At 67.8% G+C, this 19860-nt stretch carries 18 protein-coding genes; 11 read left to right on the top strand and 7 right to left on the bottom strand.

Annotation, left to right across the window (positions count from 1 at the left end):
• Positions 1 to 14 precede the first annotated feature (14 nt).
• From L0977_RS05225 to xdhA, 5 genes are all read right to left on the bottom strand, one after another.
• Positions 15 to 284, bottom strand: coding sequence for a DUF167 domain-containing protein (locus L0977_RS05225; RefSeq protein WP_234263750.1), 270 nt, complete (start codon positions 282 to 284; stop codon positions 15 to 17).
• 1 nt (position 285) lies between these two features.
• Positions 286 to 624: a zinc ribbon domain-containing protein YjdM gene (locus tag L0977_RS05220; RefSeq protein WP_234263749.1), complete on the bottom strand. Its 339-nt coding sequence runs from the start codon at positions 622 to 624 to the stop codon at positions 286 to 288.
• Between the two features lie 64 nt (positions 625 to 688).
• Entirely contained in the window at positions 689 to 1324 is a 636-nt protein-coding gene (locus L0977_RS05215; protein WP_234263748.1) for a LysE family translocator, read from the bottom strand.
• A gap of 9 nt (positions 1325 to 1333) precedes the next feature.
• On the bottom strand, positions 1334 to 3655 hold the full coding sequence (xdhB, locus tag L0977_RS05210) for a xanthine dehydrogenase molybdopterin binding subunit (RefSeq protein WP_234263747.1): 2322 nt from the start codon (positions 3653 to 3655) through the stop codon (positions 1334 to 1336).
• Complete coding sequence (gene xdhA / locus L0977_RS05205; protein WP_442786610.1) at positions 3652 to 5151, bottom strand: xanthine dehydrogenase small subunit; 1500 nt, start codon at positions 5149 to 5151, stop codon at positions 3652 to 3654. Before xdhA ends, xdhB begins: the two co-directional genes overlap by 4 nt.
• Positions 5152 to 5246: 95 nt before the next feature.
• Here xdhA and L0977_RS05200 point away from each other — a divergent pair, with 95 nt between their 5' ends.
• From L0977_RS05200 to guaD, 9 genes are all read left to right on the top strand, one after another.
• Positions 5247 to 6200, top strand: a complete 954-nt coding sequence (locus L0977_RS05200) for a LysR family transcriptional regulator (RefSeq protein ID WP_234263745.1) — start codon at positions 5247 to 5249, stop codon at positions 6198 to 6200.
• A gap of 33 nt (positions 6201 to 6233) precedes the next feature.
• Positions 6234 to 7775, top strand: coding sequence for an ABC transporter ATP-binding protein (locus L0977_RS05195; RefSeq protein WP_234263744.1), 1542 nt, complete (start codon positions 6234 to 6236; stop codon positions 7773 to 7775).
• Entirely contained in the window at positions 7762 to 8817 is a 1056-nt protein-coding gene (locus tag L0977_RS05190; RefSeq protein WP_234263743.1) for an ABC transporter permease, read from the top strand. Before L0977_RS05195 ends, L0977_RS05190 begins: the two co-directional genes overlap by 14 nt.
• Positions 8818 to 8829: 12 nt before the next feature.
• Entirely contained in the window at positions 8830 to 9750 is a 921-nt protein-coding gene (locus L0977_RS05185) for an ABC transporter permease (protein ID WP_234263742.1), read from the top strand.
• A gap of 52 nt (positions 9751 to 9802) precedes the next feature.
• Positions 9803 to 10948, top strand: a complete 1146-nt coding sequence (locus L0977_RS05180; RefSeq protein ID WP_234263741.1) for a BMP family ABC transporter substrate-binding protein — start codon at positions 9803 to 9805, stop codon at positions 10946 to 10948.
• A gap of 157 nt (positions 10949 to 11105) precedes the next feature.
• On the top strand, positions 11106 to 12173 hold the full coding sequence (locus L0977_RS05175; RefSeq protein ID WP_234263740.1) for an aromatic ring-hydroxylating oxygenase subunit alpha: 1068 nt from the start codon (positions 11106 to 11108) through the stop codon (positions 12171 to 12173).
• A 126-nt stretch (positions 12174 to 12299) separates the two neighbouring features.
• A complete protein-coding gene (locus L0977_RS05170; protein WP_234263739.1) occupies positions 12300 to 13307 on the top strand; it encodes an adenosine deaminase in 1008 nt (335 codons plus the stop codon).
• Between the two features lie 96 nt (positions 13308 to 13403).
• Positions 13404 to 14516 carry a BMP family ABC transporter substrate-binding protein gene (locus tag L0977_RS05165; protein WP_234263738.1) on the top strand — a complete coding sequence of 371 codons (1113 nt, stop codon included), beginning with the start codon at positions 13404 to 13406 and terminating at the stop codon, positions 14514 to 14516.
• A 97-nt stretch (positions 14517 to 14613) separates the two neighbouring features.
• Positions 14614 to 15894 (top strand): guanine deaminase, encoded by a 1281-nt coding sequence (guaD, locus tag L0977_RS05160; RefSeq protein ID WP_234263737.1) that lies wholly within the window; start codon positions 14614 to 14616, stop codon positions 15892 to 15894.
• A 48-nt stretch (positions 15895 to 15942) separates the two neighbouring features.
• On the opposite strand, the gene L0977_RS05155 is transcribed toward guaD, so the two are convergent.
• On the bottom strand, positions 15943 to 16623 hold the full coding sequence (locus L0977_RS05155; protein ID WP_234263735.1) for a GntR family transcriptional regulator: 681 nt from the start codon (positions 16621 to 16623) through the stop codon (positions 15943 to 15945).
• A 149-nt stretch (positions 16624 to 16772) separates the two neighbouring features.
• Here L0977_RS05155 and L0977_RS05150 point away from each other — a divergent pair, with 149 nt between their 5' ends.
• Complete coding sequence (locus tag L0977_RS05150) at positions 16773 to 18545, top strand: CocE/NonD family hydrolase (RefSeq protein WP_234263734.1); 1773 nt, start codon at positions 16773 to 16775, stop codon at positions 18543 to 18545.
• A gap of 31 nt (positions 18546 to 18576) precedes the next feature.
• Positions 18577 to 19536, top strand: coding sequence for a Bug family tripartite tricarboxylate transporter substrate binding protein (locus L0977_RS05145; RefSeq protein ID WP_234263733.1), 960 nt, complete (start codon positions 18577 to 18579; stop codon positions 19534 to 19536).
• 33 nt (positions 19537 to 19569) lie between these two features.
• On the opposite strand, the gene L0977_RS05140 is transcribed toward L0977_RS05145, so the two are convergent.
• Complete coding sequence (locus L0977_RS05140; RefSeq protein ID WP_234263732.1) at positions 19570 to 19854, bottom strand: hypothetical protein; 285 nt, start codon at positions 19852 to 19854, stop codon at positions 19570 to 19572.
• Positions 19855 to 19860: the final 6 nt, after the last annotated feature.

Genomic DNA, 19860 nt, shown 5'->3' with positions numbered 1-19860 from the left:
CCCCGGCCGCCGACTCAGGACGGTGGCAGGGCCAGCAGTGCGCGCAACCGGTCGTCGGTGAGGCCGTCCACGTTCACGCGTTTGGTGCGGCCTGAGCTGCCCAGCTCGATCGTGACGGCCGACTTGGGCACGCCACACAGCCCGGCCAGAAAACCGATCAGCGCCTGGTTGGCCGCGCCATCCACCGGCGGCGCCTTGAGCTGGATCTTGGGTTTGCCGTCGTGCAGGCCGACCAGTTGCGTCTGCTTGGCGCCGGGCTGGCAGTAGACGACGATGCGCGCCACGTCAGCTTTTGCGCACGAATGCCGACTTGAGCTGCATCGCGCCGAAGCCGTCGATCTTGCAGTCGATGTCGTGGTCGCCCTCGACCAGGCGGATGTTCTTGACCTTGGTGCCGACCTTGATGACGGCCGACGAACCCTTGAGTTTGAGGTCTTTGACCAGGGTCACGCTGTCGCCGTCGGCGAGCACGTTGCCGAAGGCGTCTTTCCAGACCCGGGCCTCTTCGGCGCCGGCGGGGGCCGCATCCGGGCTCCACTCGTGCGCGCATTCGGGGCAGATCAGCAGCGCACCGTCTTCATAGGTGAGGTCGGAATGGCATTGGGGACAGGGAGGCAGACTCATGCGCCGATCATAAACAGCGTCTCCAGGGGCGGCCCCGACGCCCCGAGGGGCTGGCTGGCCGGCCTCAGGCGCTGCCGCGCCGCGCCGCCAGCAGCCCCACGCCGGCCACGCCGAGCAGGCTGCCACAGAGGCGGTTGAACAGACGCTGGCGGTGCGGTGCCGAGAACCAGCGGCGCAGGTGGCTGCCGATGTAGGCGTAGGCAGCAATGGCCACCCACTCCAGCAGCAGGAACAAGGCCCCCAGCACGGCAAATTGGGGCAGCGATGGGCGCGCCGGATCGACAAACTGCGGCAGGAATGCGGTGAAGATCAGGATGGCCTTGGGGTTGCCGGCCGCCACCAGGCATTCCTGCCGGGCCAGCGCAAACAGGCTGCGCGTGCGGGCCGGGGTGGCCACGGTTTGTGCAGCGGGCGCAGCGCGCCAGAGCTGGACCGCCAGCCAGAACAGGTACAGCGCGCCGGTGACCTTGACCACCAGGAACAGCTTTTCCGACGCCTGCAATGCCACGGCCAGGCCGGTGGCCGCGATCGCAATCATGCCCACGAAGGCCAGGATGCGGCCCGCCCCGGCGGCGCAGGCGGTGGCAAAACCGTGCTGCGTGCCGTAGCTGACGGACAGCAGGTTGTTGGGCCCCGGGGCCATGTTCAGCGCGAAGCAGGCCGGGATGAAAAGCCAAAGGGTGTCGAGATCGAGCGGCATGCGCGGATGTTAGCTGCAGGCCCGCAGCACCTCTTCGGCCGTGGCGGGGGCGTTCATCGCCTGCGGCTGCCCGCCGGCCTGCGCCACCGCGTCGCGCAGCGCCTCGAACACGCTGATGCCCAGCATGAAGGGCGGCTCGCCCACAGCCTTGCTGCCGTGCACGTTGTCCTCGCGGTTGGGCTCGGGCCACAGGGCCACGTTGAAATGCGCGGGAATGTCGCCCGTGGCCGGGATCTTGTAGGTGCTGGGCGCGTGGGTTTGCAGATAGCCCTTGCCGTTCCAGACCAACTGCTCCGTCGTCAGCCAGCCCATGCCTTGCACGAAGCCGCCCTCGATCTGGCCGATGTCGATGGCCGGGTTGATGCTGCGGCCCACATCGTGCAGGATGTCCACTTTCAGCACGCGGCTCTCGCCGGTCAACGTGTCGATGGCGACTTCGGTCACCGCCGCGCCGTAGGCGAAGTAGTAGAACGGCCGGCCCAGCATGGTGACCTTGTCGTAGTGGATCTTGGGCGTGCGGTAGAAGCCGTCGCTCCAGAGCTGGATGCGGTTGGCATAGGCCGCGCCGACCACCGCTTCCCAGGTCCGCGTGGTCTTGTCGGTGATGACCTGTCCACCTTCAAAACGCACCGCGCCCGCGCCCACGCCGTCGAGCCCGGCGACGAAGGCCGCCAGGTTCTGGCGCACCTGGCGCGCCGCGAACTGGGCCGCGCGGCCGTTCAGGTCGGTGCCGCTGGAAGCCGCGGTGGCGCTGGCGTTGGGCACCTTGCTGGTGTCGCTGGCGGTGGACAGCACGCGCTCGAAGGGCACGCCCAGTTCGTCGGCCACGATGGCCGCGACCTTGGTGTTCAGGCCCTGACCCATCTCGGTGCCGCCGTGGTTCACCTGCACGCTGCCGTCGGTGTAGACGTGCACCAGCGCGCCCGCCTGGTTGAACAGCGTGGCGGTGAAGCTGATGCCGAACTTGACCGGTGTGAGCGTGATGCCGCGCTTGATGACCGGGCTGCCGGCATTCCACACCGCGATCTGCTCGGCGCGTTCGCGGTAGTTCGCGGTCTGCGCCAGCGTGGTGATCAGCGGCTGCAGGATGTTGTCCTCCACCGCCATCTGGTAGTGGGTGACGTTGCGCTCTTCGATGCCGTACAGGTTGGCCAGCCGCACGTCCAGTGCGTCGATGCCCAGGTGGCGCGCGATGTCGCCCATGATGCGCTCGATGACGATCACCCCCTGCGGGCCACCGAAGCCACGGTAGGCGGTGTGGCTCTGCGTGTTGGTCTTGCAGCGGTAGGAGTGGATGGCGACGTCTTCGAGGAAGTAGGCGTTGTCGGCGTGGAAGATGGCGCGGTCGGCCACCGGGCCCGACAGATCGGCAGAAAAGCCGCAGTTGGCCAGCATGTCCAGTTCCAGCCCGCAGAGCCGGCCGGTGTGATCGAAACCCACCTGGTACTGGTAGGCAAACGGGTGGCGCTTGCCGGTGATCATGAAGTCGTCGTCGCGGTCCAGCCGCAGCTTGACCGGGCAGCGGAAGGTCTGTGCCGCCACGGCGGCCCACACGGCCAGGTGACCGGCCTGCGTTTCCTTGCCGCCGAAACCGCCGCCCATGCGCCGGCATTCCACCGTGACCGAATGGTTGGCCAGGCCGAGCGCGTGCGACACCCAGTGCTGCACCTCACCCGGGTGCTGGGTGCTGCTGTAGACCCACCACTGGTTCTGCTCCAGCGGCAGCACGTAGGCGATCTGGCCTTCCAGATAGAAGTGTTCCTGGCCACCAACCTCGAAGGCGCCGGTCAGCGTGTGCGGCGCGCGCTGCAAGGCGGCGGCCGCGTCGCCGCGGGTCACGTGCACCGGCGGCAGCACGTAGCTCTGTTGGGCGTGTGCCTGCTGCGGCGTCAGCACGGGCTCCAGCGCGTCGATGTCCCACTTCACCAGCCGGGCGGCGCGGCGTGCGGTCATCACGTCGTCGGCCACGATCAGCCCGCCGACCTGGCCGAGGAACTGCACCGTGCCTTCGGCGAACACCGGCTCGTCGTGGGCGAAGGCGGCCAGCATGCGGTCGCCCGGAATGTGCTCAGGGCCGATGAAGCCACGCACGCCCGGCACCGCCAGGGCCGCGCTGGCGTCGAGCCCCTTCAGGCGACCATGCGCCACCGGGGAACACACCGGCGCGGCGTGCAGGGTGCCGCGCACCTCGGGGATGTCGTCGATGTAGGTCGCGGCGCCGGCCACCTGGGCGCGGGCACTTTCGTGGAAGCGCGAAACGCCGGCAGCGGCGTTGGTGCCGCCGAGGGGGGCCTTGTTGTCCACCACGAGTTTCAGGTCGGGAGCGTTCATGTCAGGGCCTCCACGTTCTGGAGGCTGTCCAGCTGGATGACGGCAGCCCCCTGGCTTTCCAGCCAGAGCCGTCGCAGCAGGTTGCCCAGCACGGTGGTGCGGTAGTGGGCGCTGGCGCGCATGTCGGAGATGGGCTGGAACTCGTCGCGCAAGGTCGCGGCGGCGGCCATGATGGTGTCTTCGGACCAGGCTTGGCCGGTCAGGGCCGCTTCGGTCCGGCGCGCCCGCACGGGGGTGGCGGCAACGCCGCCGGCGCCGATCGACGCCATGGTCACGCGGCCATCGGTGATGCCGAGGCGGATCGCCAGGCACACGGCCGAAATGTCGTCGTCGAAACGCTTGCTGATCTTGTAGACCCGCACCTGTTCTTGCGCGGTCGGTCGCGGCACCTTGATCCAGGCCAGGATTTCGTCTGGCCGCATGACGTTCGTGCGGTAGCCGGTGTACAGGTCTTCCAAGGGCAGCTCGCGATGGGCGATCTCGCCGCCGGCCGCGGTCTTCTTCCAGCGCATCAGCACGATGCTGGCGCCCAGCGCAATCAGCAGCGGCATCGAGTCGCCGATGGGCGAGCCGTTGGCCACGTTGCCGCCCAGCGTGCCCGAGTTGCGCACCGGCAGCCCGGCGAAACGCTGGCCGAAGGTCTTGAGCTGGGGACGTTCTTTCACCAGGGCGGCGAACGCGTCGGTCAGGGTGACGCCCGCGCCGATGGCGATGTGGTGCGGGTAGGTCTCGATGCGCTGCAACTCGCGGGCGCCGGTCACGTCGAGCACGCGCTCGAAACGCTTGTGCATCTTGGTGACCCACAGGCCGACGTCGGTGCAGCCCGCCACGATCTGGGCCTTGGGGTGGGCCGCGCGGGCTTGCAGCAGTGCGGCCAGGGTGCCGGGGCGCAGGTAGGGCGTGTCGGTGGCCGGCTTCTTTTTCAGTGCCTTGAGCGCGGTCACGGTGTCGGCTTCGTCCACGCCACAACCGGCGGGCAACGGCAGGGCGCCCATGCTCTGTGCCGCGTCAAGAATGGGGCGGTAGCCGGTGCAGCGGCACAGGTTGCCCGAAAGGTCGGCTTGCGCCTGTTCGCGCGTGATGCCCTGGCCACCTCCGGTGTTCTGGTACATGCCGAACAGGCTCATCACGAACCCGGGGGTGCAGAAGCCGCACTGGCTGCCGTGGCAGCGCACCATGGCTTCCTGGCTCGGGTGCAGACCCCCGGTGGGCGAGGCCAGGTCCTCCGCCGTCCACACGGCCATGCCGTCGACCGAATGGGCCAGCCGGATGCAGCTGTTGATGGCCTTGTAGGTGAGCTGGCCGTTCACCACTTCGCCCAGCACCACGGTGCAGGCGCCGCAGTCGCCTTCGCCGCAGCCTTCCTTGGTGGCGGTCAGGTGCAGGTCTTCGCGCAGCACCTCCAGCAGCGTGCGGTCGGGGGCGACGTGCGAAAGCGTCACGGGTTCGCCGCGGCGCAAAAATCTCAGGGTTTGTCCGGGGGCAGGGGGTTTCATGCGTGCCAGCATAGCGCCCGCCCCCGTGGCACAACATATGCTCAAACGTATGACGAAAATGCCCAAACCCCCATCTGCGCATACAGTCGGCGGGTATGAAATACGAGCCCATGTTCGACAAGATTGACCTGCACCTGATTCGCGTGCTGCACACCGTGCTCACGGAGCGCAGCGTGTCGCGGGCAGCCTTGCGGCTGGGCATGTACCAGCCGGCGGTCAGTGCGGCGCTCAAGCGCCTGCGCGAACTGGCCGGCGATCCGCTTTTGGTGCGCTCCGGCTCCAACATGGTGCCCACCGTGGCGGGCCTGCGCATGGTCGAGCCGGCGGCCGACATCCTGCGCAGCGCCGAGACCCTGTTTTCCGAGGCCCGGGCCTTCGATCCGGCCACCGCGCACCACACCTTCAGCCTGGCCGCCAGCGACTATCTGGACCCGCTGTTTCTGCCGCAGCTGGTGTCGCAGGTGAAGGCGGCAGCGCCCAACTGCCACATCGAGATCCACCCGCTGTCGGCCGACGCCGACTACCGCAGCCACCTGGCCCAGGGCCAGTACGAGGTCGTGATCGGCAACTGGCTCAAACCCCCGGACGATCTGCATCTGGGGCGTTTGTTCGGCGACGAGGTCGTCAGCCTCGTGGCCAGCCACCATCCGGCGGTGCGCCGGGGCTGGGATCTGGAGGCTTGGCTGGCGGCGGAACACATCGCGCCGACCCCCACGCACCCGGGCGCCCGGGGCGTGATCGACGACCACCTCGCGGCCCAGGGCCTGACCCGCAACATCACCGCGCGCTGTCCGCATTTCGGGCTGATCCCGTCCATGGTGGCCGGCAGCCTGCTGGTGCTGACCACGGGCCGGCAGTATTGCGAGCGTTTCGTCGGCGTGCTGCCGGTGCAGATCCTGCCGTGCCCGCCGGTGTTTCCCCGCATGATGTATTACCAGCTCTGGCACGAGCGCACCCACTCGTCCAACGCCGGTCGCTGGCTGCGCGAGCAGATCAAGAGCGTGGCTGCCGCCTTGCGCGGCACCCTGCCCGAGGCCGCGGCCGCCTGACCCCCCCAACCCGATGACGAGAAGGAGATCGCCTTGACGACCCCCCGATTGCAGCTGTCCGGCATCACCAAGCGCTATCCCGGCGTGGTGGCCAACAGCAACGTGTCGCTGTCCGTCGCCCCGGGCGAGGTGCACGCCGTGCTGGGCGAGAACGGCGCCGGCAAGTCCACGCTGATGAAGATCATCTACGGCTCGGTCAAACCCGACGAGGGCTCGGTGATGTTCAACGGCCGGCCGGTGCACATCCGCAACCCGCAGGAAGCGCGCGCGCTGGGCATCAGCATGGTGTTCCAGCATTTCAGCCTGTTCGACACCATCACCGTGGCCGAAAACGTCTGGCTCGGGCTGGACAAGTCGCTCACCCTCGCCGAAGTCACGGCCAGCATCTCGGCCAAGGCGGCCGAGTACGGTCTGGACATCGACCCGGCGCGGCCGGTGCACACGCTCAGTGTGGGCGAGATGCAGCGCGTGGAGATCATCCGGGCGCTGCTGACCAATCCGCAACTGCTGATCCTGGACGAGCCCACCTCGGTGCTGACGCCGCAGGCGGTCGAGCGCCTGTTCGTGGTGCTGCGCAAGCTGGCGTCCGAGGGTTGCAGCATCCTCTATATCAGCCACAAGCTGCATGAAATCCGCGAGCTGTGCAACGCCTGCACGGTGCTGCGCGGCGGGCAGGTCACCGGCGTGTGCGACCCGCGCCAGGAAAGCAACGCCTCGCTGTCGCGTCTGATGATCGGGGCCGAACCGCCTGCGCTGGCCGAGCGCGCGCAGAACCCCGGGGCCGACGTGCTCCAGGTCCAGGGCCTGACGCTGGCCAGCGACGATCCGTTCGGCACCCACCTGGCCGACATCGCCCTGACGGTGCGCGCGGGCGAAGTGGTCGGCATTGCCGGTGTTTCGGGCAACGGGCAGGGCGAACTGCTGTACGCGCTGTCGGGCGAAGACCGGCGCGCGCCGGCCGGCAGCATCCGGGTGCTGGGCAAGGACGCTGCGCGCATGGGCCCCGGCCGGCGCCGCGCGCTGGGCCTGCATTTCGTGCCGGAAGAGCGGCTGGGCCGGGGCGCCGTGCCCACGCTGTCGCTGTCGCAGAACCTGTTGCTGTCGCGCCGCGACGCGGTCGGCGCGGGTGGCTGGCTTCGGCTGGGGGCGCTCAAGGCCCAGGCCGAAGACATCATTGCGCGCTACCGGGTCAAAGCCAACGGGCCCGACGCGGCGGCCAAGTCGCTCTCGGGCGGCAATCTGCAGAAGTTCATCGTGGGGCGCGAGATCGAGGCCAAGCCCAAGCTGCTCATCGTCAGCCAGCCCACCTGGGGGGTGGACGTGGGCGCCTCGGCCCAGATCCGCGGCGAAATCCTGAAGCTGCGCGATGCCGGCTGCGCGGTGCTGGTGGTCAGTGAAGAACTGGACGAGCTGTTCGAGATCAGCGACCGCCTGCACGTGATCGCCAAGGGGCGCCTGTCGCCCAGCGTCGACCGTGTCGACGCCACGGTGGAGCGCATCGGGGAATGGATGTCGGGCCTGTGGGGCGCCGGCGCACAACAACCGTCCGAGGAGTCCGCCCATGCTGCGGCTTGAAGTCCGTCCCCAGCCTTCGAGGCGCTGGGGTTATGCCTCGCCGCTGCTGGCGCTGGCGATCACCGTCGTGATCGGGGTGATCCTGTTCGCCGTGCTCGGCAAAGACCCGGTGCGCGGGCTGCAGGTGTTCTTCTGGGAGCCCATCAAGAGCACCTACGCACTGTCCGAACTGATGGTCAAGGCCACGCCACTGCTGATCATCGCGCTGGGGCTGGCGGTCTGCTTCCGCTCCAACGTGTGGAACATCGGCGCCGAGGGACAGTACCTGATTGGCGCCATCTTCGCGGCCGGCGTCGCGCTCACCGCCGACAAGACCACCGGCGGCTGGATCGTGCCGGCCATCATCGCCGCAGGGGTGGTGGGGGGCATGGTCTGGGCCGGCATCACGGCCCTGCTGCGCGACCGCTTCAACGCCAACGAAATCCTGGTCAGCCTGATGCTGGTCTACGTGGCGGTGCAGGTGCTCAACTACCTGGTCTACGGCCCTTGGAAGGACCCGGGCGGCTACAACTTTCCGCAGACCAAGACTTTCGAGGCGGTCACCCAGATCCCGCGCCTGGTGCCCGGCTCGCGCCTGAACATCGGGCTGCTGCTGGCGCTGGCGGGCGTGGCGGCGGTGTGGGTGTTCCTGTTCCGCACCTATTCGGGCTTCGCCCAGCAGGTAGGCGGGCTGGCCCCGGCCGCGGCCCGTTACGCCGGGTTTTCGTCGCGCAAGGCGTTGTGGATCGCGCTGCTCACTTCCGGGGGCATGGCCGGCATGGCCGGCGCGCTGGAAGTGGCCGGACCCATCGGCCAGCTCACGCCCTATGTGCCGGCGGGCTACGGATTCGCGGCCATCATCGTGGCCTTCGTCGGCCGACTGCACCCGGTGGGCATCGTGTTCTCGGCGATCCTGATGAGCATGTTCTACATCGGCGGTGAACTCGCGCAGTCGCGCCTGGGCCTGCCCAAGTCGATCACCGGCGTGTTCCAGGGCCTGCTGCTGTTCGCGCTGCTGGCTTGTGACACCTTGATCGCGTATCGCCTGGTCTGGAAAAAATAAGGAGTCGCTGACATGGAATCCACCGCACTCCTCATCGCCGCCTCGCTCAATGCCGGCACCGTGCTGGCGATCGCCTCGCTCGGCCTGCTCATCAACGAAAAGGCCGGCATCGTCAACCTGGGCGCCGAGGGCATGATGCTCTGCGCCGCCCTGGCGGGCTTCGCCACCGTCGTGCACACCGGCAGCACCGTGGCGGGCCTGGGCGCCGGCATGCTGGCCGGCGCCTTGCTGGCCGCGCTGTTCGGCGTCCTGGTGATCTGGCTCAACACCAACCAGTACGCCACCGGGCTGGCGCTCTCGCTGTTCGGGGCCGGCTTCTCGGCCTTCGCCGGCACCGCCTACGTGCAGGAAAAGCTGCCCGAGCAGATGCGCTTCGCCGTGCCGGTGCTGTCCGACATTCCGTTTGTGGGACCGGCGCTGTTCAGGCACCACCCCATGGTCTACGTCTGTGTGGCGCTGGTGCTGGGGCTGATCTGGTTCCTGTGGCGCACCCGCGCCGGTCTGGTGCTGCGCAGCGTGGGCGAAAGCCCGGAATCGGCCCATGCCCTGGGCTACCCGGTGCGCCGCATCCGGCTCATGGCGGTGATGGCCGGCGGCGCGCTGTGCGGGCTGGCGGGCGCCTATGTGTCCACGGTCTATACCCCGCTGTGGGTGGAAGGCATGATCGCCGGCAAGGGCTGGATCGCCCTGGCCCTGACCACTTTCGCCACCTGGCGGCCGGCGCGTGTGCTGCTGGGCGCCTACCTGTTCGGCGGCGTGACGATGCTGCAGTTCCACCTGCAGGGCATGGGCGTGAACGTGCCCAGCCAGTTCCTGACCATGATGCCTTACGTGGCCACGATCGTGGTGCTGGTGCTGATTTCGCGCAACCCGACTTGGATTCGCATCAACATGCCCGCATCGATCGGAAAACCGTTCTACCCGGGCGCATAATCTTTGGCTTCCGGTTTCCTTTTCTCCTTTTTCTACCCACCAAGAGGTTTCCATGACTGACCTGAACAAGCGTTCCCTCATGAAGCTGGCGGCCCTGACGGCCGTGGCCAGCGCCGCCCTGATCGGCTGCGGCAAGAAGGAAGAGCCGGCACCGGCGCCCGCCCCGGCCCCTGCCGCCGAAGCCCCCAAGGCCGAGCCGCTGAAGGTGGCGTTTGCCTATGTCGGCCCGGTGGGTGACGGCGGCTGGACCTTCGCGCACGACAACGGTCGCAAGGCGCTGGAAGCCGAGTTCGGCGACAAGATCGTGACCAGCTTCGTCGAGAACGTGCCTGAGAGCGCCGACGCCGAGCGCGTGCTGCGCGATCTGGCCAGTCAGGGCAACAAGGTCATTTTCGGCACCACCTTCGGCTACATGGAGCCCATGCTCAAGGTCGCTGCCGACTTCAAGGACGTGAAGTTCGAGCACGCCACCGGCTACAAGCAGGCCGAGAACATGCGCACCTACGACAGCCGCACCTACGAAGGTGCCTACATGGCGGGCGTGATTGCCGGCGCCATGACCAAGACCAACACCCTGGGTGTGGTGGCTTCGATCCCAATCCCTGAAGTGATCCGCAACATCAACAGCTTCACGCTGGGTGCGCAGTCGGTGAACCCGAAGGTCAAGACCAAGGTGGTGTGGGTCAACGGCTGGTTCGACCCACCGAAGGAAACCGAAGCCGCCACCTCGCTGATCAACGGCGGTGCCGACGTGCTGATGCAGAACACCGACTCGTCGGCCGTGCTGCAGACCGCCGAAAAAATGGGCAAGCGTGCCTTCGGCTGGGATTCCGACATGACCGCCTATGGTCCCAAGGCCCACCTGGGTTCGGCCGTGATCAACTGGGGGCCGTACTACATCAAGGCCGTCAAGGATGCGCTGGACGGTACCTGGGCCGGCAACAGCGGCGTGTGGTGGGGCCACAAGGAAGGCGCCATCGACATGGTGTCCGTGGCCGAAGACGTGCCAGCCGAAACCAAGGCCAAGATCGACGAGATCAAGGCCGGCCTGAAGGACGGCAGCTTCCACATCTGGAAGGGCCCGATCGCCGGGCAGGACGGCAAGGAAGTGCTGGCGGCCGATGCGGTGGCCGACGACGCATTCCTGGGCGGGATCAAGTTCTACGTCAAGGGCGTGGAAGGCAAGCTGCCGAACTGAGTTCACCCCCCGCGCCGCTTCGCGTCACTCCCCTGAAAGGGGGGCGATGCCAGTGGCCCGGCAAAGCCGGTTCCACGGCATCCTGGAGCGAAGACCCGCGCGCCGGAAACACCTCAACGCCGCTGCTCCCACAGCGGCGTTTTTCTTTGGAGGTCGCATGATCGAACAACAACTCTGGCACCCGGTCATTGCGGGCATGCACCTGCGCGACGCGCCGTTGGCGGTCACGCTGCTGGGGCAGCCGCTGGTCCTGTGGCGCGAGCACGGGCACGAGGGCCAACCCGGCGTGGTGCACGCCTGGGCCGACCGCTGCCCGCACCGCGGGGCCCAGCTGTCCCTGGGGCGGGTGCTCACCCACCTGCACGGCGCGCGGCTGGAGTGTCCCTACCATGGCTGGCAGTTCGCTGGCGATGCTGCGGCGGCGCAGGGGCACCAGGGCACGCCGGTGGCGGTGGGTCGCTGCGTGCACGTGCCTGCGGCGCCGGCCTTCGAGCCACCGGCTGCCCACTGCGCGCAGGTGTTTGACGCCCAGGAACGGCACGGACTGGTCTGGGTGCGCCTGGAGCGGCCAGACCTGTCGCAACTGCCGGCTTCCCTGTCGCAGCCGCCCGCGTTCGAGCCCTGGGCCGATCCGCTGTGGCGCCAGGTGCTGTGCGGGCCCTACGAGGTCGCCACCAGTGCGCCGCGCCTGGTGGAAAACTTTCTCGATCTGAGCCATTTCGGTTTTGTGCACGAAGGCTGGCTGGGTGCGCGCAGCCATGCGCAGGTGGACACGGGGCGGGTCGAGGAGGGCGTGGACGGCGTGCTGGCGCGCGAATGCAAGGCCTGGCAGCCGCGTGCCTATGCGGGCGCACAGGACGGCGCCTGGATCGCTTACCGCTACAGCGTGCCGCACCCGTTTGCGGCCATCCTGCGCAAGGACGCGGCCGATGGCGACCCGGTGAGCAACGCCATCGCCCTGTTCATCCGTCCCGACGGCCCCGAGGCCTGCACCGCCTGGTTTGCCATGGCGACGCTGGGCGATCTCTCGGACGACGAAGAGTTGCGCCGGTTTCAGGACACGGTGTTCGGGCAGGACAAACCCATCGTCGAATCCCAGATGCCCAAGACGCTGCCGATCGGCCTGTCGGGCCGGATGGCCGAGGTGCACGGGCCGGCCGACCGCATGTCCAGCGCCTACCGCCGCTACCTGGCGCGCACCGGCATTGCGCTGGGGGTATCCTGACGCTCCCCTGCGCCGCTTTGCGGCTTCCCCTCTCCGTAGCGCGCCCGCGGCGCTTCGAGAGCGGACGGCACCTGTGGCCCGGCAGAGCCGGTTCTGCGGTACCCCTGGACAAGAAAGACCTGTGACATGAACCCCACCGAACTCGCCCGCGCCATCCCCAAGGCCGAGCTGCACATCCACATCGAAGGCTCGTTGGAGCCCGAGCTGATTTTTGCGCTGGCGCAGCGCAACGGCGTCGCGCTGGCGTACTCCAGTGTCGAGGCACTGCGTGCGGCCTATGCCTTCACCGACCTGCAGAGCTTTCTCGATATCTACTACGCGGGTGCCAGCGTGCTGCTCACGGCGCAGGACTTTCACGACATGGCCTGGGCCTACTTCCTGCGCGCCCAGGCCGATCACGTGGTGCACGCCGAGCTGTTCTTCGATCCGCAGACCCACACCGCCCGCGGTGTGCCCATGGCGGCGGTGATCGAGGGGCTCGCGGGCGCGTGCCGGCGCGCGGAGCAGGAGCTGGGCATCAGCGCCGCGCTCATCCTCTGTTTCCTGCGCCACCTCAGCGAAGCCGACGCCTTTGCCACGCTGGAAGCGGCCCTGCCGTACCGACAGCATTTCATCGGCGTGGGCCTCGATTCGAGCGAGGTCGGGCATCCGCCCGAAAAGTTTCAGCGCGTGTTCGCGCGCTGCCGCGACCTGGGGCTGCGGGTGGTGGCGCACGCGGGCGAAGAGGGGCCGCCCGAATACATGTGGCAGGCCATCGACCTGCTCAAGGTCGACCGCATCGATCACGGCGTGGCCGCGATGCAGGACCCGCTGCTCATGGCCGAGCTGGCACACACGCGCCTGCCGCTGACCGTGTGCCCGCTCTCCAACCTCAAGCTGTGCGTGGTGGACGACCTGCGCGATCACCCGCTCAAACGCATGCTCGACGCGGGCCTGTGCGTGACCGTCAATTCGGACGATCCTGCCTACTTCGGTGGCTACCTGAACGCCAACTATGTGCAGACCACCGAGGCCTTGTCGCTGTCGCGGGCCGACGTGGTGGCGCTGGCCAAAAACAGCTTCGAGGCCAGCTTCATCGATCCGGCGCAGCGCAGCGCCTTTCTGGCTGCGGTGGACCGCGTGGCGGCGGGCTGAGCGCGTTCGGCCCCCCGGCGCTACAATGACCGCCAGCGAGCCGGTGCTTCCCCGGCTCGCTTTTTTTGTCTTTCGGAAGCCATGTAGAGGAACACCATGTACAAAAACCTCGTGGCCCGGGCCGGCTGTGCCCTGGCGGTCAGCAGCCTGGCCGTCGCCACCTTGTTTTCTCCGATCTCCACCCGCGCCCAGACCGCACCTTCTGCTCCGGTCAAGGCCGCTTTCGTCTATGTGGCGCCGCTCACCGAGGCGGGCTGGGTGCGTCAGCACGACGAGGGTCGCAAGGCCGTCGAAGCCGCGCTGGGGACCAAGGTGCAGACCACCTATGTGGAGAACGTCGCCGAAGGCCCCGACGCCGAGCGCGTGATCCGCGACCTGGCCCAGCAGGGCCACCAGATCATCTTCACCCCCAGCTTCGGCTACATGGAGCCGACGCTCAAGGTGGCGCGCGAATTTCCCCAGGTGAAGTTCGAGTCCATCACTGGCTACAAGACCACCCCGAACGTGGCCACGGCCAACGCGCGCTACTACGAAGGCCGCTACCTGGCCGGGGTGGCGGCCGGGCGCCTGGCGACGCAGGCCGGCTACGTGGCGGGTTTCCCGATTCCCGAAGTGGTGCAGGGCATCAATGCGTTTCTGCTCGGCATGCGCTCGGTCAATCCGCAGGCCACGGTGCGGGTGGTGTTCCTCGGCGAGTGGTTCAACCCCGCGCGCGAGCGCGAGGCGGCGATGACGCTGATCAACCAGGGCGCCGAGGTGCTGGCCTTCCACACCGGCTCCAACGCGGTGATGGTGGCTGCGCAGGAGCGCGGCAAGCTGGCCGTGGCCTACCACTCCGACATGCGCAAGGTCGCGCCCGATGCCCAGGTGGTGGCGGTCACCCACCGCTGGGGCGATTACTACACCCGGCGCGTGCGCGCCGTGCTCGAAGGCACCTGGGCCAGCACCAGCCTGTGGGGCGGCGTGCGCGAAGGCATGATCCGTGTCGAAGGCTTCGGCTCCCGCGTGCCCAAGGCGGTGCAGGTCGAGGTGGAAGCCCGGCAGGCCGATCTGGCCAGCGGCCGCCTGACCGTGTTCGGTGGCGGTGCGCACGGGGTCCGGGACAACGAGGGCCGCATGGCCATTGCAGCGGGCCAGTCGCTGGACAACGCGGCGATCCTGGGCATGAACTGGCTCGCCGACGGCGTGATCGGCCGCATCACCCGCTAGGGGCAACCCTCGGCGCCGGGGCCGGCGCGGGTGGCTGCATGGAGACTATGCTGCACCCGGTATGCGCGCTGGCGGTGGTCCCGCTATCCTTGAGGGGATGAAAGCCTACCGCGCCGCTCTGCTCCGTTTCGACGAACACCAGCATCCGCTCTACGATGCCGATGGTCTGCTGGTGATCGGCCCGGATGCCCACGGGCGCCAGGTTGTGCGCGTTGCCGGCGCCCACGCCGACCTGGCCGGGCGCTTTCCGGGGGTGGCGGTCGAGGACCTGCGTGGCCTGCTCATCGCGCCGGGCTTCGTCGATCTGCACGTGCACTACCCGCAGACCGACGTGATCGGCGCGCCGGCTGCAGGTCTGCTGCCCTGGCTGGAGCACTACACGTTCCCGCACGAGTCGCGCTTTGCCGACAAGGCCTATGCCCGGGGCGTGGCCGACTTCTTCTTCGACGAGCTGGCGCGCCATGGCGTGACCACCGCACTGACCTTTGCCACCTCCCACCCGACCTCGGTCGATGCGGCTTTCGAAGCCGCCCAGGCGCGGGGGCTGCGTTTCATCACCGGCAAGGTGCTGCAGGACCGCCACAGCCCGGACGGCGTGCGCGATGACACCGAGCAGAGCCTGATCGATACCGAAGCCCTGATCCGCCGCTGGCACGGGGTGGACCGCCTGGGCTATGCCATCACGCCGCGTTTCGCGCCCACCAGCACCTCGGCCCAGCTGCACGGTGCCGGGGAACTGGCCGCGCGCTACACCGATGTGTGGATCCAGTCGCACGTGGCCGAAAACCGCGACGAGGTGAAGTGGGCGGCCGAGCTGTTCCCCGCCTCGCGCAGCTACCTGGGCGTCTACGATGACTTTGGCCTGCTGCGCCGGCGGGCGATCTACGCGCACTGCATCCATCTGGACGATGGCGATCGCCGGCTCATGGCCGAGTCTGGCACCGCGGCGGCGATCAGCCCCACGAGCAACCTGTTCCTGGGCAGCGGGTTTTTCGACTACCAGGCGGCCGACGCGGCCGGCATGGGCTACGGCCTGGCCAGCGATGTGGGCGGGGGCACCAGCTTCTCGCCGTTCCACACCATGCTGGCCGCCTACTACGTGGGGCGCGAAGGGCACACCAAGCCGGGCCTGAGCCTGACCCCGGCGCAGCTGTGGTGGCAGCACACCGCCGGTGCCGCGCGCGCGCTCGACCTGGAGGGCGTGGTGGGCAACCTGCAGCCCGGTTGCGAGGCCGATTTCGTGGTGCTCAACCCCAGGGCCACGCCGCTGCTGGAGCGCAAGACGGCCCAGGCCGAAAACCTGGATGAACTGCTGTTTGCCCTGATCGTGCTCGGTGACGACCGGCTGGTGGCGCGCACGGTGATCGGTGGGCGCTGACAGCCAGGGCGCCACGGCCTTCGCCGGTGCGCGCGCAGCGCATTCTGGCTATGCGGGCATGGCGGCCAGGATCGTTTCCAGGGTGCGCCGGACGTGCGTCTGCATGAGTTGCGATGCCTCGTCCGCGTTCCGGTTCAAGGCTGCGGTCACGATGGCCTGATGTTCCCCGTTGATGTCCCGGTCACGGGGGTGCAATGACAGGAACAGTCGGCGGTAGCGATCGCTGATGTCGTACAGGTTCAGGCAGTACTGCATCAGCAAAGGGGACGCACAGGCCTGGATCAGTGCGGTGTGGAACTGGCGATGCCAGTGCTCCCAGTCGCCCAACTGATCGGGCAGCCATCGCTGCGACTCCAGTTTGCGCAACTGGTGGTGCGTGGCCACCAACTCCCGCTCCCAGACGTCGTCGCCCAGTTCGATGGCGCGGCGCAGCGCCTTGGGCTCCAGCAGCAGGCGCATGTCCAGCACGTCGCTCAGTTCGTGGCGGGAAATGGGGGCGACGTGGTAGCCCCGGCTGCCATCGCTGACGACCAGCCCTTCAGCCACCAGCGCGGACAGGCTTTCCCGAAGCGGGCTCCAGCTGACGTCGAACTCTGTTCGGAGATCTTCCAGCCGCAACCAGGTGCCTGGGCGCAGGGTGCCCTGAAGGATGTCAGCCTTGATGCGGTTGCCGATCACGGTGGCCCGGGTGGCCGTTCCGCGGGCTTTTGGGGTGGTGTTGGCCGTCACGGTGTCGTCGGGGAGGGACGTGGCTGGATGGTGGGGGGCGGGCCTGGGTAAGCGATCGCACCCCAGCGTAAACCCCGATATTTTTCGCAAAAACGAAGGTGATACGATACACAATCTGTTTATCGTTAATTTGATTTTTATCGTTAAAAATGACTTCGCCCACCCAAATCCTCGACTCGCATCCCCGCACCGAAGTGCGGGACGGCATGCTGATCACCTGGCAGCTGCCGATCCGAATGGACGATGGGGTCGTGCTGCGCGCAGACCTCTTCCGTCCAGTGGGAGCGGCCCAGGTGCCGGTCATCATGAGTTATGGCTGCTACGCCAAGGGGCAGGCGTTTCAGGAGGCGTATGCGCCCCAGTGGAACGCCATGCTGGAAGAGTTTCCCGAGATCGCCGAGGGCAGCACCAACCGGTACCAGTGCTGGGAACTGACCGATCCCGAGCAGTGGGTGCCGCATGGCTATGCCGTGCTTCGCGTCGATTCGCGGGGGGCTGGCTGGTCGCCGGGTGTGCAGGACCTGTGGTCGGCGCGCGAGATCCAGGACTACTGCGCCTGCATCGAATGGGCGGGTTCGCAGGACTGGTGCAATGGCAGCGTGGGCCTGCTGGGCATTTCCTACTACGCCGCCAACCAGTGGCTGGCCGCCGCGGCCCAGCCCCGGTATCTCAAGGCCATCATTCCCTGGGAGGGGGCGTCCGACTGCTATCGCGAGCTGTATCACCACGGTGGCATTCGCTGCACCTTCCTCGATTCCTGGCTGCCCCGCCAGGAAGCCATGCAGTACGGGCAGGGCGAGCGCTCGCGCCGCCACCCGGTGACCGGTGAACCCTGTGGTGGCGACGTCACCCTGAGTGAGGCCGAACTGGCGGCGCAGCGTGTGGACAAGCGTGCCGAGGTCAAGGCGCACCCGTTGCTGGACGACTACTACCGTCCGGTCATCACGGACTTCGACCGGGTCGAGGTGCCCTTGCTCTCCAGCGCCAACTGGGGCGGGCAGGGGCTGCACCTGCGGGGCAATCTGGAAGGCTTCACGCGTTCGGCGTCGGCTCACAAGTACCTGGAGGTCCATGGCCTGGAGCACTGGACCCATTTCTACACGCGGTATGGCATGGACCTGCAGAAGCGCTTTTTCGACTGCTACCTGAAGGGTGACCCGTCCGGGTGGGCACGGCAGCCTCGGGTGCAACTCCAGGTCCGCCATGTGGACCGCTTCGAGCTGCGCGCCGAGAACGAATGGCCGCTGGCCCGCACCCAGTGGATGCGCTGGTACCTGGACGCCTCGGATACCCGCTTTGCACCCGATCAGCCACGCGGGGCGGGCGCCCTGCGGTTTTCGCCGGAGGGTGACGGCCTGACCTTCGTATCGGCGCCCTTGGCCCAGCGCACCGAAATCACCGGGCCGTTGTCGGCGAGGCTGCATATCAGCAGCAGCACAAGGGATGCGGACATCTTCGTGGTGTTGACGATGCGGGATCCGGATGGCAGCGAGGTGGCTTTCCGCGGCGCCATGGATGCCTACACGCCCCTGGCCCAGGGGTGGCTGCGCGCATCACACCGCGGGCTTGATCCCGTGCTCAGCCGGCCCGAGCGGCCCGTCCATCGGCATGACCGGGTCGAACCCCTGACGCCGGGGGAGGTCGTGGCGCTCGAGATCGAAATCTGGCCCACCAGCATTGTCGTGCCGGCGGGCTACCGGTTGGAGTTCCAGGTCCGGGGGCGTGACTACGTGTATTCGGGGCCTGTGGACCCACAGCGCAATGCCCGCCACCGCTACCCGTCAAAGGGTTGCGGACCGTTCCGGCACGACGACCCGGACGACCGGAGCCACCCGGATCTCAACGGTGTCATCACCCTGCACACCGGTGGCCAGTTCGACAGCAGTGTCCTGCTGCCGGTGATCCCCGTCGCCATGCCCTGAATCCACGCATTCCACCCAAGAGGAGACCCGCATGAACCTTGTCACTTTCACACGCCGCTGCCGGCATCATCTGATCGCCGCGCTGTGCATGACGGCCGCCATGGCCGCCCAGGCGACGGACTTCCCCAGCAAAACCGTACGGATCATCGTTTCATTCACGCCGGGGGCGGCCCCGGACATCGTTGCCCGGGCTCTGGGGGATGCGCTGGCCAAGAAGTGGGGCACAGCCGTCATCGTCGAGAACAAGACCGGGGCCGACGGGGTCATCGCCAGCGACGCAGTGGCCAAGGCCGCACCCGATGGCCACACCCTGTACCTGGCCACCATGGGCAACCTCGCCCTGGCCCCCGCCACCGTGGAGAGGCTGCCCTACGATGCCGCGACCGCTTTCCGCGGGGTGAGCTTCGTGGCCGGCAATCCCTTTGCCGTCATGCTGGGTAACGGTTCCCCCGTGAAAACGGTCGAGGAGCTCGTCCAGCTTTCCCGCAAGAAGCCGCTCACCTACGGGTCGGCGGGCACGCTGGGGCCCCTGATCGGTGCCCAACTGGTGAGGCAGACCGGTCTCGATGTGACCTACATTCCGTACAAAGGGGCTCAGCCGGCACTCATGGATCTTGCCGGAGGGCAGATCGACATGGTGATCGCCGACCTGCCCAGCCTGTTGCCGACCCAACGGCAAGGGCGCGGGCGGATCCTCGCGGTGACGACCAAGACCCGCTCCAAGCTGGCGCCCGAAGTGCCGACCCTGGTGGAAGCCGGTTTCAAGGACTTTGATTTTTCAACCTGGTACGCGGTGGTCGTGCCCGCCAAAACGCCGGATGCGCTGGTAGACAAGCTTCATGCTGACGTGTCCGACGCCCTGACGCAGACCGATGTGGTCCAGCGGCTGCTGACGCTGGGCATGACGCCGCAGGCCTCGACGCCAAAGGCCATGGACGATCTCATCAAGCGCGACTTGGCGCAGTGGTCCCGCATCGTCCGGGACAAGTGAGCGGGTCCCGGTCCTGAAGCGCCAGAGCCGTGTTCAGCGCGTCAGCTTCTTTTCCCGCAGGTAGCGCGCCAGCCCGCAATAGCCTTCGCGCATCAGGATATCGTTCTCGACTTTGGCCGGCAACAGGCTTTCCTTGAGCGCGGCAGCGGCCTGGTTGCCCTGGCTCTGGCGGACAAACCCGATGACCTGTTCAAAGCGGGACACCTCGGCACGGCAAGGGTCTTTGGGGCCCTGACTGGGGTCGACCTCGGCCAGGACAGGCCACGCGGCCAAGCCGGCCAGGAGGCCCAGGGTGAGGCGGAGCAGAGCGGTCTTCATGATGTC

It is taken from the genome of Hydrogenophaga sp. NFH-34 (genome assembly GCF_021401345.1).
Classification (GTDB): domain Bacteria; phylum Pseudomonadota; class Gammaproteobacteria; order Burkholderiales; family Burkholderiaceae_C; genus Hydrogenophaga; species Hydrogenophaga electricum.
Note: the sequence above shows the minus strand (reverse complement) of the source record. Positions and strands in the feature narration are given on the sequence as shown.

Coding starts and splice junctions, on each gene's coding strand:
- L0977_RS05220 (WP_234263749.1), bottom strand. CDS start 624: ATGAGTCTGCCTCCCTGTCCCCAATGCCATTCCGACCTCACCTATGAA.
- guaD (WP_234263737.1), top strand. CDS start 14,614: ATGAAAGCCTACCGCGCCGCTCTGCTCCGTTTCGACGAACACCAGCAT.
- xdhA (WP_442786610.1), bottom strand. CDS start 5,151: ATGAAACCCCCTGCCCCCGGACAAACCCTGAGATTTTTGCGCCGCGGC.
- L0977_RS05215 (WP_234263748.1), bottom strand. CDS start 1,324: ATGCCGCTCGATCTCGACACCCTTTGGCTTTTCATCCCGGCCTGCTTC.
- L0977_RS05145 (WP_234263733.1), top strand. CDS start 18,577: ATGAACCTTGTCACTTTCACACGCCGCTGCCGGCATCATCTGATCGCC.
- L0977_RS05140 (WP_234263732.1), bottom strand. CDS start 19,854: ATGAAGACCGCTCTGCTCCGCCTCACCCTGGGCCTCCTGGCCGGCTTG.
- L0977_RS05190 (WP_234263743.1), top strand. CDS start 7,762: ATGCTGCGGCTTGAAGTCCGTCCCCAGCCTTCGAGGCGCTGGGGTTAT.
- L0977_RS05150 (WP_234263734.1), top strand. CDS start 16,773: ATGACTTCGCCCACCCAAATCCTCGACTCGCATCCCCGCACCGAAGTG.
- xdhB (WP_234263747.1), bottom strand. CDS start 3,655: ATGAACGCTCCCGACCTGAAACTCGTGGTGGACAACAAGGCCCCCCTC.
- L0977_RS05170 (WP_234263739.1), top strand. CDS start 12,300: ATGAACCCCACCGAACTCGCCCGCGCCATCCCCAAGGCCGAGCTGCAC.
- L0977_RS05180 (WP_234263741.1), top strand. CDS start 9,803: ATGACTGACCTGAACAAGCGTTCCCTCATGAAGCTGGCGGCCCTGACG.
- L0977_RS05185 (WP_234263742.1), top strand. CDS start 8,830: ATGGAATCCACCGCACTCCTCATCGCCGCCTCGCTCAATGCCGGCACC.
- L0977_RS05165 (WP_234263738.1), top strand. CDS start 13,404: ATGTACAAAAACCTCGTGGCCCGGGCCGGCTGTGCCCTGGCGGTCAGC.
- L0977_RS05175 (WP_234263740.1), top strand. CDS start 11,106: ATGATCGAACAACAACTCTGGCACCCGGTCATTGCGGGCATGCACCTG.
- L0977_RS05200 (WP_234263745.1), top strand. CDS start 5,247: ATGAAATACGAGCCCATGTTCGACAAGATTGACCTGCACCTGATTCGC.